Origin of the sequence: Elstera litoralis (assembly GCF_000963705.1) — a bacterium.
Taxonomy (GTDB): domain Bacteria; phylum Pseudomonadota; class Alphaproteobacteria; order Elsterales; family Elsteraceae; genus Elstera; species Elstera litoralis.
The window spans coordinates 1-10,060 of the sequence record NZ_LAJY01000585.1; the positions used below are offsets into that span (position 1 = coordinate 1).

Consider the following 10,060-nt stretch of genomic DNA (forward strand, 5'->3'; position numbering starts at 1 on the left):
CCGCGATATGGCCAATAGCTTCAATATGCTGCGCGCGAATGATCTCATTTGGTCGTTCGTGGTGAATAACTACCTGCTCGGGAAAGACCCGTTCCCCTTCGATCTGCTCTATTGGAACGGCGATTCCACGCGCATGCCCGCCGCCATGCATAGTTTCTACTTGCGCAAAATGTATCAGGAAAATCTTCTGGTCGAGCCGGGCGGCATCGAACTCGACGGTGTGAAGATTGACCTGCGTAAAGTGAAGGTACCGACGCTGATCGTCTCGACGCGCGAAGATCATATCGCGCCGTGGAAAAGCACTTACGCGGGCACGCAGCTTTACAGTGGGCCGGTGCAATTCCTGCTGGCAGGCTCCGGCCATATCGCCGGGATCGTCAATCCGCCCGCCGCGAATAAATACGCCCATTGGGTCCGCCCGGACTGCCCGCCGACGCCCGATGCGTGGTTGGAAGGGGCCGAACAGCGCCCCGGCTCCTGGTGGCCGACGTGGCGCGAGTGGATCAGAGGCCATTCGGGGGCGGAAATTCCGGCCCGCACGCCGGGATCGGAAAAACATCCTGCTTTGGACGCGGCACCGGGAACCTATGTTAAAGTTCGTTCTTAGTCTGGGGGTGGTGGCGGTCCTCATCGGCCCCGCCGCCGCCGCGCCGCAGCGGGTGGTTTCGACCAATCTCTGCGCCGATCAACTGGTCTTGGGGCTCCTGCCGCGCGACCGCGTCGCCGCCGTCTCGCCGCTGGCGGCCGATCCGACGCTCTCGGCGGCGTTTGCGCAGGCGCGCGGGCTTCCCGTCGTGACGCAGAGTGCCGAAGACGTGATCCGTCAGCGCCCCGATCTGGTGGTCGCCGGCAGTTTCCGCGAGCGCAAAGCGGCGGAAATCGTCGCCCGGCAGGGGATTGCCGTCCACCGCCTGCCCTCGCCCGAAGGGTTGGACGCGACCGCCGCGATGATCCGTGCCCTCGCCGCCCGGCTAGAGGTGCCGGAGGCCGGGGAAGCAATGGTCGCGCGCCTCACCGCCGATCTGGCCGACGCAAAAGCACGGACCGCCACCGTGCCGCAAACGGCGCTGATCTGGCGGCCCAACGGCTATACCTCCGGCGCTAAATCGGTCAGTGGTGAGATTCTAGAGGCGGTCGGTTATCGCAATCTCGCGGCAAGCCTGGGCGTTGTGCGCGGCGGAGCCGTCTCCGTCGAAGCGGTTCTGGCGGCAAAACCCGACGTGCTGGTGATCGACGATCACATGAACACTGCCACTTCGCGCGCCCAGGCTATCGTCACTCATCCCGCCCTCGCCGCCCTGGCCGCCGAACGCGTGCGCGTGCCGACTGCCGCCTGGATCTGCGCCGGGCCGAGCCTAGCGGCGGCGGCGCAGGCGCTGGTTCAGCATCGGCCCTAATGCTGCCCCCGGCGCTTCTCCATCACGGCGGCGATTTGGCCGCCGCCCGTGCCCAATGGCCCAAGTGCAGGGAGGCTGGCTCGATCTTTCGACCGGCATCAATCCGTGGCCCTGGCACGCGCCGCCGCTACCGAAAAGCGCCCTCACTCGTCTGCCGACGCCCGCTGACCGCGCGGCCCTGCTGGAGGCAGCCCGCGCCGCCTATCGCCTGCCGCCGGACGCCGGGCTTGCCGCTGTGCCGGGAACCGAAGCCGCCATTCATCTACTCCCGCGTTTGCTTCCGCCGGGGAAAACTTGCCTGCTGGGGCCGACCTATGGCGGCCATCGCGCCGGATGGGAAGCGGCAGGGCATGAAGTTTTCGAGGCAGAAACGCCAGCCGCCGCCGATGTGCTGGTCTTCTGCCGCCCGAATAACCCCACCGGCGATCTCTATCTGGAAATAGGCGAAGCCGCACTGGCCGAACGCTATCGGCTGATCGTCATCGACGAAGCCTATGCCGATAGCGCCGATCCCGAACCGCAAGCGGTGGTTCCTCGGATCGTGCGGCTGCGCTCCTTCGGCAAATTCTTCGGGCTGGCCGGGGTGCGGTTGGGGTTCGTTACGGGCGATCCGACGATCACGGCCCCGCTGGAGACCCTGCTAGGGGCCTGGAGCCTCGGTGGCCCCGCCCTCGCTTGGGGGCGGTTGGCGCTGGAGGATCAGGCGTGGCAGCAACAAACCCGCCTGCGATTACGACGGGAAAGCGCGCTGCTGGCCGAAAGCCTAACGGCGGCGGGGCTGACGGTGATCGGCGAGACCGATTTTTTCTGCCTCACCGAAACCCCCGACGCCCACGATATCGCGGCACACTTGGGCCTGCGCGGAATTCTAGTGCGCGCCTTCGCCCATCGCCCGCAATGGCTGCGCCTCGGCCTGCCGCCCTCGGCAGCGGCGCGGCTGCGGTTGGTGACCGCGCTTAGGTCAGCGCGGCGGCCCCAAGTAACGGCGAGTACCACCGCCAGCGCCGCCGCCCACTGCATTACCCGTACCGCGCGCCGAATATCGGCAGCGGTTGCCTCACGCCGACCCGCCATATTCATCCAGGCGTCCGCGACGATCTCCGCCCCATAGCGGCGCGGCCCGGCGAGCGCGAGGCCCAAGGCCCCGGCCATCGCCGCTTCCGGCCATCCGGCATTGGGCGAGCGGTGACGGCGCGCATCCTCAAGCATCGCCCGCCCCGCCTGCCGCCCGTCGAACCCCAGCGTCAGCATCGCCACCAGGATAATCAGCGCCCCACTCAGCCGTGCCGGGATGAGGTTCACTAGATCATCGAGCCGCGCCGAGGCCCAACCGAAGGCGGCATAGCGCGGGCTGAGATGGCCCACCATACTATCGGCGGTATTGATGATTTTATAGCCGACGATCCCGGGCAGGCCGAACAGCGCGAACCAGAACAGCGGCGCGACAAACCCATCGGAAAAATTCTCCGCCGCCGATTCCACCGCCGCCCGCGCTACCCCCGCACTATCGAGCGATTCCGGGTCGCGCCCGACGATCTGCGATACCGCCGCCCGGCCCGCGTCCAAGGAAAGATCCAGCCCATCGGCCACCGCCCGCACATGATCGGCCAGCGAGCGTTGCGCCAGCAGAATTGCACCGCCGAGCAGCGTTAGCCCCGCCCCGGCCCAGGGCGGGAGGAGCGCCAGCAGCAGCAGACTTCCGCCAACGCCCAACGCCAACCACAGCCCCAGCGCCAGCACACCCGCACTACGCCGAAGCACCGCGCCGCCGCGATTAAGCCCGCGTTCCGTCCCGGCGATCAGCCGACCAATCCACACGACCGGATGCGGCACCCGCCGCCATAGTCCCGGCGGATCGCCGACGATTGCATCTAAAATCGCGGCCAGAAGTAGAAGGAGGGGAAAGTAGGTGTCCGGCATCGCCAAAATGTAATGCGCCGAGCTTCCGCCTGCACTGTCCTTTTGGTCTCACCCGCACTAGGTTTATGCACATGGATAGCCTCGCCGCCGCCGATGAGACCGAGTTTCCGCTAGCGCGCTGGACGGCGCTGCTGGAGCGGCACCGGCATTCGGCACCGCGCGGCATCGATCCCGCCTGTAGCCTGTCGCAGATTTTCGAACCGTTGCTCGGCACCGCGCCGCTGGTGATCGGCCAGTTAGGCCAGTCGCTCGATGGGCGCATCGCCACCCGAACCGGCCATTCCCATTATATCAACGGGGCTGCGGCCTTAACGCATCTGCACTGCCTGCGCGCGCTGGTCGATGGCGTGTTGGTCGGCGCGGGCACCGTTATTGCCGATGATCCGCTGCTCACCGTCCGCCATGTGCCGGGCGGGCAACCGGCGCGGATTGTGCTCGATCCCAATGGCCGCGTGCCAAACAGTGCGCGGCTCTGGAACACACCGGGGCGGCGCATCGTGCTCCAGCGCGGCACCACGGCGCGGCCTGCGGGCGTCGAAATTCTGCCGCTCCCCGGTGGGCCGGGCGATGCGATTGCGCCGAGCGCCCTTCTTGCGCTGCTGCGCACGGTCGGCATCAAGCGCCTCTTGGTGGAGGGGGGCGCGACGACGCTGTCGCATTTCCTCGCGGCAGGGATGCTCGACCGGCTGCATCTGCTGATCGGCCCGCTCATTATCGGTTCGGGCCTGACCGGGCTGACGCTGCCGCCGATTGACCATCTGGACGGGGCCATCCGGCCCGTCACCCGCGCCTACCCGCTGTGCGGCGGCGATGTTATCATCGATTGCGCTTTTCCGGAGAGACCCGAATGACCGACCGGTATCCCACCGCGCTGAGAATCATCCATTGGGGGATGGGGCTGCTGATCGTCCTCACGATTGCTCTCGGCCTCTTCATGGGGCGCGTCGAGCCCGGCGCGATGATGAATAGGCTGTTCGATCTGCACCGCTCGTTCGGCATCCTTGTCTTGGGGCTGATTATTCTGCGCGCCTGGCTGCGTTGGCGCGGCCCGCTGCCCCCCGACGCGCCGGGAATGCCGCCGGTGCAGACCCTGGTCGTCAAAATCGTTCACTTGGGCTTTTATGCGATTCTGCTCGCCCTGCCCGTGCTCGGTTGGCTGGGCAGTTCCGCCTATGGCGCGCCGGTGATTTTCTTCGGTCAGATCACGCTGCCCGCGCTCATCGGCCCCGATAAGGCGCTGGCGGCGCAATTGTTCTTTCTGCACGAAGTCGGCGCTTTTACGCTGATCGGTCTGATTATCCTGCACGTCCTCGGCGTGCTCTATCATCAACTCGTACTGCGCGATGGGCTGCTGCACCGGATGGGGCCGTTTTAGGCGGGCAGCGCCAGAACATCCTGATGGCCGACATAGCCGAAGCGGGTTTCCTGCTGCCGCACGGCGCGCCAACTATCCCCCTCCGGCACCGCGCCCGCAATCCCATCGATCAGAGCCGATAGTAGGGCCGCCTGATCGGCGCCGATCTGCCAGGGTGTCGCGGCGGTGAAAACCCGGTAGCCGCGCGCTTCCAGCCCCGCCCGCATCGCTTGCGGCGCATCCGGGCCGAGCGCCGGGCCGCCGAAGCCTTTTTCGGACCGCTGGTGCCGATTGAACGCCGCCGTTATCGTCGCATCGCGGGGATGCGCAGGCTCCCAGCGCATCTCCCCATCATAGGATAGGGCGGCATAGAGCGGCAGCCGCTGCGCCGCCAGCGCATCGAGAAACTGGTCTAACCAGCCCGCCGAAACGAGATCGAACAGCGCCGTTGCCGTGACCAGATCGGGGCGCGCGCCATCCAAGGGCAGCGGATCATCGACGAGATTGCGGTGCAGGCAGGTGACGGCGAGGCCGGGGTCTTCCCGCCGCAGGCCGTTCGCCCGGCACTCGGCTTCCCCAAGCAGGTCGGCATCGCCATCGACCAACACCCACGCGGTGCCGGAGGCGAGGTAGGGCCGCAGGGTTGCCAGCATCGCCCCAGTGCCACAGCCTAAATCGAGAATCCGGCGCGGCGTGAGAGCAGCCACCTGTTCCAGCAACCCCTTATCCCGCGCGGCCGCATCGGCGGGGGCGCGCAGATCGAGCCAATCGGCGGAAAAGCCGCTCATGCCCAAGCCCCCGCAACCGCAGCGGCGCTCCCAGCCAGGTGGGAAAATCGATCGCCCGCCCGGCGGCGGCGAGGCGCTCTGCGAGATCGGAATCGGTCAGCAATAGACGCATGTTTTCAGCAAGCGTGGCGGCGTCGGGCGTTGCCCGCAAAGCCGCCCCTTCCGGCAGCCAATCGCCGACTGCGCCGCCGATAGAGGCGACGGTTGGCAGGCCCGAGGCCAGAGCATCGGCCAAGGCCATGCCGAACCCCTCGTAATGGGCGGCATGAACGTAGAAGGAGGCTTCAGCATAAGCGGTTTCCAGCGCGGGACCCGTCAGCGCGCCGGGGAGATGCACCCGATCCGTCAGCCCCAACGCCGCAACCTGTGCCCGCAGCGCCGCCCCGGTTTCGGGCGAATGCGCATCCGAGCCGACGATCGTGGCGGTCCACGGCAGATCGCGCACCGCGTCCAGCGCCGTCACCAATCCATCGAAATTCTTGCGCGGGCTGATCGCCCCAACGGTGAGAATCATCGGCGGCGTGCGCGGTGCTGATCGGCGATAGCGCGTTACCCCCGGCGGCGCGAGCAGGATTTTGTCGGCAGGAACCGCAAAACGCGCGGTCAGCGTCGCCCCCCGTCGCCCGGCTGGTGACGACAACCAGTTCCGCCCGCGCCAAGGCCGCGCGCTCGCTGGCCTCAAGCTCAGCGCGCGCGCCGGATCGAGCCCGGTTTCAAGGCAGAGCGGATGATGGATCAGCGCCTGCCAACGTTTCCCCAGCCGGTCGAGCCACGCCCCCGGCAACACGGCGAAGGCCAAGCGTCGATCAAGATCGGCACCTCGGCGGGGACCGTCGCCAGCAGGGTTTCCGCCGCTGCAAGATCCGCCGGGCTCGGCGCGGGATAGCCCCCGGCAGGCTGATCGCCGCAACGTTCACCCCGGCGGCGGCCCATGCGCGCAACAGCGCCGCATCGTAACGATAGCCGCCCGTCGGCTGATCGAGATCGCCGGGGTAAACGAAAACGGCCCTCACGCCAGCGCGCCTTCGTACCAAGCGCGGGCGATATGGGATTCCTCCAGGCTAACGCGGATTTTCGTAAGGCCGCCCGCGTGGGGGCCGAGGTCGCCCGCCTGCACCGCCGCGCACATTTGATCGAAAATATAGCGCGCCAGAAACTCGGTGGTGGTGATCTTGCCCGCAAGCTCCGGCACGCTGTCGAGGTTCTGATAGGTCAAGGGGCTAAGGATTTTCTTCAGCGCCACCGAGGCAAGGCCAATATCGACCACTAGATTGTCCGCGTCCAACTCGGGGCGGAAAAAGGCGACATCGACGATAAAGGTCGCGCCGTGCAGCCCTTGCGCCGGGCCGAACACCGGGCGCGGCAGACTATGGGCGATCATCATATGGTCGCGAACTTCCAGCGCAAACATTCAGCTTTGTCCTTCCAACGGATAGGCGATGAGGGGCATCAGGGCCGAGCCCCCCTCCTTTAACGCAGCAGGCAGCCGTTTGGATGCTTGCGCAAAGGCGATTGGTTCGGACAGCAGCGCATCGAAGCGCGCGTCGCGCAGCAGATCGAGCGCCGCCGAAAGCCGCCGCCCATAGCTCCAGCGCGCCCGGCGGCTGGGCGAGACCTGCCCAACCTGGGAGGAAATCAGCCGCAGCCGCTGCGAATGAAATGCGCCGCCCAACGCCACCGACACCGGCTTGACCCCGTACCAGCTCAGCTCCACTACCGTGGCTTCCAGCCCCGCCAAATCGAGTGCGGTTTGCAGCGCCGCCGGAACCCCCGAGGCGTGGAACACCACATCGGCCCCTTGTGCCTCCTCCGCGTTTGAGCCCACGCCGAACCGAGCCGCCAGGGCCTGCCGCGCCGGGTCCGGATCGATCAGCGTTACCCGCGCGCCCGGTAGGCCCGCCGCCAGCGCCGCGATCAAGAGCCCGACCGAGCCGCCGCCAACGATAGCGATGCGGTCCGCCGGTCCTGCACCCGAATCCCACAGCGCATTCAGCGCCGTTTCCATATTGGCGGCCAGCACGGCCCGCGCCGGCGGCAGATCGGGCGGCAGCCGCGTTACCCGATCCGCCTCGGCCTGAAAGACGGTCTGATGCGGGTGCAGGGTGAAGACGCGCGCGCCGGTCCAATCCTCCGGCCCGTCGACCACTTCGGCGACGCAGCAATAGCCGTATTTGACCGGAAAGGGGAAATCGCCCTCCTGGCCCGGCACGCGCATGCGCTGGGCTTCGCTGGCCGGAACCTGCCCGTTCAGCACCAACCGTTCGGTGCCGCGACTGACGCCGGAAAAAAGCGTGCGCAGGCGAAGATTTCCGCCGCCAAGCGCCGCCGGGCGCGCATCCATCGCCCCCGGTGCGACGTACCAAAGGGCAAGGGCGGTTTCGGTCACGCGCGGTTACTCCTTACTTTCGGCTTTGTGCCGGAAAGGACTATAGAAAGCTCCTCCGCCTTTGCTAGCCCCCTGCCATCGTTTTCCTGCCGCTTGAGAGAGAGAATGACCGATCTGACCCAGACCGACGCCACCATCGACGCCACGCCGTCGCTGCCCTTACGGCGTGGGTTGATGCTCGTGCTGTGCCTTGGGCTCGGCCTCGCCGTGACGGCGACGATGGTGCGCATTCTCGGCGTCAACGGCTGGAGTTGGGCGGAAGCGGGCGCGCTGGTGTGCTTTATCCTCAGCCTGCCCTGGACCGTGCTCGGCTTCTGGAACGCGCTGATCGGCTTCGGTCTGGTGCATGTAACCGGGCGGCTCGGCATCGATCCGGTCGAGGCCGTCAATCCGCGCCTCGTGCCGATGAGCGATACCAGCCCGATCACGACGCGCACAGCCATCACGATGACCATTCGCCACGAAGATCCCGCCGCCGTCATCGCCCGGCTGCGCCTGATGCGCGCCGATTTAGAGGCTAGCGGTTGGGGCCGGCACTTCCATTTCTATCTTCTCTCCGACAGCGCCCGCCCAGAGGCGGCGGCAGCGGAAGAAGCGGCTTTTGCCGCGTGGCAGGCGGAAGAATCGCATCCTGAAGAACTTATTTATCGGCGGCGTACCGAAAATACCGGCTTCAAGGCCGGGAATGTTCGTGATTTTCTCAATCGCTACGGCGAGGGCTATGATTTTTTCCTGCCGCTCGATGCCGACAGCTTAATGGGGGCGGCGCCAATCCTGCGATTGGTGCGCAGCCTGCAAACCTTCCCCCAGGTCGGGTTGCTGCAAACCCTCGTCGTCGGGATGCCGTCGGGGAGTTTCTTCGCCCGCGCCTTTCAGTTCGGCATGCGCCAAGGGATGCGGACCTACACGATGGGAAGCGCCTGGTGGCAGGGCGACTGCGGGCCGTTTTGGGGGCATAACGCCCTGATCCGCCTCGCGCCGTTCCGCGACGACTGCGAACTGCCGGTTCTACCCGGCACGCCGCCGTTGGGCGGGCTCATCCTCTCGCACGATCAGGTCGAAGCCGCCCTGCTGCGCCGCGCCGGGATACGAGGTGCGCGTCGTGCCGGAGGAAGGCGCAAGCTGGGAGGAAAACCCGCCCGCCCTGCCCGATTTCGTTAAGCGCGATCTGCGCTGGTGCCAGGGCAATATGCAGTATTTTCAACTGCTGGGATTTCCGGGTCTGCGGCCTGCGTCGCGCATTCAAATTCTGCTGGCGATTCTGATGTACGTCGGCGCGCCCGCCTGGATGGGGTTCCTGCTGTTCGGCCTCGCGCAAGCTTACCTGCCCGCCGGACCCGAGCCCTATCCCGCCAACCTCGGCCTTGGGCTTTTCGCCACAATGATGAGCCTCAGCCTCGCGCCGAAACTGCTGGGCGTAATCGATCTGCTGCTCCAGCGCCGCGAGCGCCAGCGCTACGGCGGCACGGTTCGGCTGGTCGGCGGGGCTTTTATCGAATTGGTGTTGATGACCCTGTTCGCGCCGGTCATCAGCCTGATCGAAACCCGCTTCATGTTCGGGCTCTTGTTCGGCAAGGCTGTGGGCTGGGAGGCGCAACAGCGCCAAGGCTATCGGGTTAGCTGGGGGCAGGCCCTGCGCGGGCTGTGGTTTCCGACTTTGTTCGGCAGCCTCTTCGGTCTCGGGCTATGGATCGGCGCGCCGGGGGCACTGCCCTGGGCGGCACCGCTGCTCACAGCCTATCTGCTTGCGATCCCGCTGTGCGTGCTGACCGCCTCGCCCCGTTTGGGCGCGCTCTGCCACCGCTGGGGGATTCTGGCGATACCGGAGGAAATCGCACCCGATGCGCCGGTTCATCGCCTGCCGGGGGCCATTGGCCCCCGCTAGGGCAATTACATATCGATCGGCGGATGCTTTTTGATACCCGCTTCCAGCATGTCGAAAAGCTCCGACGATAGCGAGGTGAAGGCCAGCGCCAGCGTGCGGCGCACAGGGTTGGCGCGCACGACCTTTGCGGTAAAAATCCCGCTTTCCTGAGATTTCTCGGTCCGGATGATCCCGCGCAACTGCATATCGGGTTTCACATCGTCGGGCGGATCATATTCGCCCAGCAGCATGCCCGACAGCGACCAATTGATCGTCGGGTAATTCATCGTGACCTTCATCGGGTCGCCCTTATCCGGATTATCTTCCGGGCGCAGCGAATGCATATATTCC

The 10,060-nt window shown here is 66.4% G+C and carries 13 protein-coding genes and 1 pseudogene; 7 read left to right on the plus strand and 7 right to left on the minus strand.

The annotated features are described in order from the left end of the window. The 3 genes from VZ95_RS25970 to VZ95_RS23285 all read left to right on the plus strand — a co-directional run. Nucleotides 1-607: PHA/PHB synthase family protein (locus VZ95_RS25970; RefSeq protein WP_198148376.1), on the plus strand; the 607-nt coding region annotated here is incomplete at its 5' end. Then, nucleotides 588-1,397, plus strand: a complete 810-nt coding sequence (locus VZ95_RS17815; protein WP_045777055.1) for an ABC transporter substrate-binding protein — start codon at nucleotides 588-590, stop codon at nucleotides 1,395-1,397. The genes VZ95_RS25970 and VZ95_RS17815, both read left to right, overlap by 20 nt. A gap of 55 nt (nucleotides 1,398-1,452) precedes the next feature. Then, nucleotides 1,453-2,508 carry an aminotransferase class I/II-fold pyridoxal phosphate-dependent enzyme gene (locus tag VZ95_RS23285; RefSeq protein ID WP_084627893.1) on the plus strand — a complete coding sequence of 352 codons (1,056 nt, stop codon included), beginning with the start codon at nucleotides 1,453-1,455 and terminating at the stop codon, nucleotides 2,506-2,508. Here VZ95_RS23285 and cbiB read toward each other — a convergent pair. Continuing rightward, nucleotides 2,427-3,317, minus strand: a pseudogene (gene cbiB, locus VZ95_RS17825) (adenosylcobinamide-phosphate synthase CbiB); the annotation flags it as partial. The gene VZ95_RS23285 and the pseudogene cbiB sit on opposite strands and share 82 nt — an antisense overlap. A 71-nt stretch (nucleotides 3,318-3,388) precedes the next feature. On the opposite strand from cbiB, the gene VZ95_RS17830 reads away from it, so the two are divergent. Both VZ95_RS17830 and VZ95_RS17835 read left to right on the plus strand, forming a co-directional pair. Next, the gene (locus tag VZ95_RS17830) at nucleotides 3,389-4,168 is read left to right on the plus strand and encodes a RibD family protein (RefSeq protein ID WP_084627894.1); all 780 of its coding nucleotides are present in this window, start codon (nucleotides 3,389-3,391) and stop codon (nucleotides 4,166-4,168) included. Further along, nucleotides 4,165-4,692, plus strand: coding sequence for a cytochrome b (locus tag VZ95_RS17835; RefSeq protein ID WP_045777057.1), 528 nt, complete (start codon nucleotides 4,165-4,167; stop codon nucleotides 4,690-4,692). Before VZ95_RS17830 ends, VZ95_RS17835 begins: the two co-directional genes overlap by 4 nt. On the opposite strand, the gene VZ95_RS17840 is transcribed toward VZ95_RS17835, so the two are convergent. Genes VZ95_RS17840 through VZ95_RS17855 form a run of 5 tightly spaced genes read right to left on the minus strand, consistent with a single transcriptional unit; the run spans nucleotide 4,689 to nucleotide 7,845 of the window. After that, complete coding sequence (locus tag VZ95_RS17840) at nucleotides 4,689-5,459, minus strand: class I SAM-dependent methyltransferase (RefSeq protein ID WP_045777058.1); 771 nt, start codon at nucleotides 5,457-5,459, stop codon at nucleotides 4,689-4,691. The genes VZ95_RS17835 and VZ95_RS17840 overlap by 4 nt on opposite strands. After that, nucleotides 5,395-6,258, minus strand: coding sequence for a glycosyltransferase family 4 protein (locus VZ95_RS17845; RefSeq protein WP_052711912.1), 864 nt, complete (start codon nucleotides 6,256-6,258; stop codon nucleotides 5,395-5,397). Before VZ95_RS17845 ends, VZ95_RS17840 begins: the two co-directional genes overlap by 65 nt. 7 nt (nucleotides 6,259-6,265) lie before the next feature. Beyond that, nucleotides 6,266-6,472, minus strand: a complete 207-nt coding sequence (locus VZ95_RS24400; protein WP_156995384.1) for a hypothetical protein — start codon at nucleotides 6,470-6,472, stop codon at nucleotides 6,266-6,268. Then, on the minus strand, nucleotides 6,469-6,870 hold the full coding sequence (locus tag VZ95_RS17850) for a 6-pyruvoyl trahydropterin synthase family protein (protein ID WP_045777059.1): 402 nt from the start codon (nucleotides 6,868-6,870) through the stop codon (nucleotides 6,469-6,471). The genes VZ95_RS24400 and VZ95_RS17850 overlap by 4 nt, the downstream gene beginning before the upstream one ends. Continuing rightward, entirely contained in the window at nucleotides 6,871-7,845 is a 975-nt protein-coding gene (locus tag VZ95_RS17855; RefSeq protein WP_198148377.1) for a zinc-dependent alcohol dehydrogenase, read from the minus strand. Between the two features lie 105 nt (nucleotides 7,846-7,950). Here VZ95_RS17855 and VZ95_RS22390 point away from each other — a divergent pair, with 105 nt between their 5' ends. Both VZ95_RS22390 and VZ95_RS22395 read left to right on the plus strand, forming a co-directional pair. Further along, nucleotides 7,951-9,006, plus strand: coding sequence for a glycosyltransferase family protein (locus VZ95_RS22390; protein ID WP_052711913.1), 1,056 nt, complete (start codon nucleotides 7,951-7,953; stop codon nucleotides 9,004-9,006). After that, nucleotides 8,939-9,730, plus strand: coding sequence for a glycosyltransferase family protein (locus VZ95_RS22395; protein ID WP_198148378.1), 792 nt, complete (start codon nucleotides 8,939-8,941; stop codon nucleotides 9,728-9,730). Before VZ95_RS22390 ends, VZ95_RS22395 begins: the two co-directional genes overlap by 68 nt. 5 nt (nucleotides 9,731-9,735) lie before the next feature. On the opposite strand, the gene VZ95_RS25975 is transcribed toward VZ95_RS22395, so the two are convergent. Beyond that, nucleotides 9,736-10,060, minus strand: a 325-nt coding sequence (locus tag VZ95_RS25975) for a PilZ domain-containing protein (RefSeq protein ID WP_198148379.1), incomplete at its 5' end; no start/stop codon positions are given.